The organism is Wenyingzhuangia sp. 2_MG-2023, assembly GCF_030548295.1.
Lineage (GTDB): Bacteria > Bacteroidota > Bacteroidia > Flavobacteriales > Flavobacteriaceae > Wenyingzhuangia.
In genome coordinates this window covers 1-696 of sequence record NZ_JAUOSB010000064.1, presented here as the reverse complement: position 1 = coordinate 696, position 696 = coordinate 1, and the positions used below count along the sequence as shown (strand labels likewise).

General features: G+C 31.9%; 1 protein-coding gene. It reads left to right on the top strand.

The genetic code is table 11. The features are described from left to right. The coding region (locus tag Q4548_RS16675) for a DDE-type integrase/transposase/recombinase (RefSeq protein ID WP_303457164.1) at positions 1–696 on the top strand (696 nt) is incomplete at both ends.

Sequence of the window (696 nt, the reverse complement as noted above, 5' to 3'; positions counted from 1 at the left end):
AGTAGAAAGTAGTTACTATAGAGTTCCTAGTGGTGGTCGCAAAGGCAATAGAGCCTCTAAGCTAACCTATCATAAAGAAAAGGGATATGTAGACCAAGCAACATTAGTAAATGCAGTAAAAGAGATTTTAAGCCATGAATTTATAGATTGTGGATATCGATTGATGTGTTCTTATTTAAAAGAAAAAGGATATATCATTAATCATAAAAAACTATACAGAATCATGAAACAGGCTAATTTATTGAAGTTAGAGCATAGAATTAACAGAAGTGGTTCAGGACGTAAGTTTGTTGAGTTTAGAAAGGTAATTACTTCTAGACCTATGGAATGCTTAGAAATGGATATAAAAGTCGTCTGGATCCCTAATATGGGTAAAAATGCCTATTTACTTTCTGTAATTGATGTACATACACGTAGAATATTAAAAGATTATTTTGCTTTTAATATCAAGAAAAAACAAGTGATAAATCTTCTTTCACAGATGTTTGAAGAGTTTGAATACCCTGAAAACATTGTGATTAGAAGTGATAATGGAAGCCAGTTTATTGCTAAAGATGTTCGTGAGTATTTAAAGCTTATTGGGGTAAGTCAAGAATTTACTCATGTAGCTACTCCTGAGGAAAATGCTCATGTAGAAGCTTATCATGGCATCTTAAAAAAAGAAGTCTTTCAACGTTTTGAGTACAGAACTTTTGG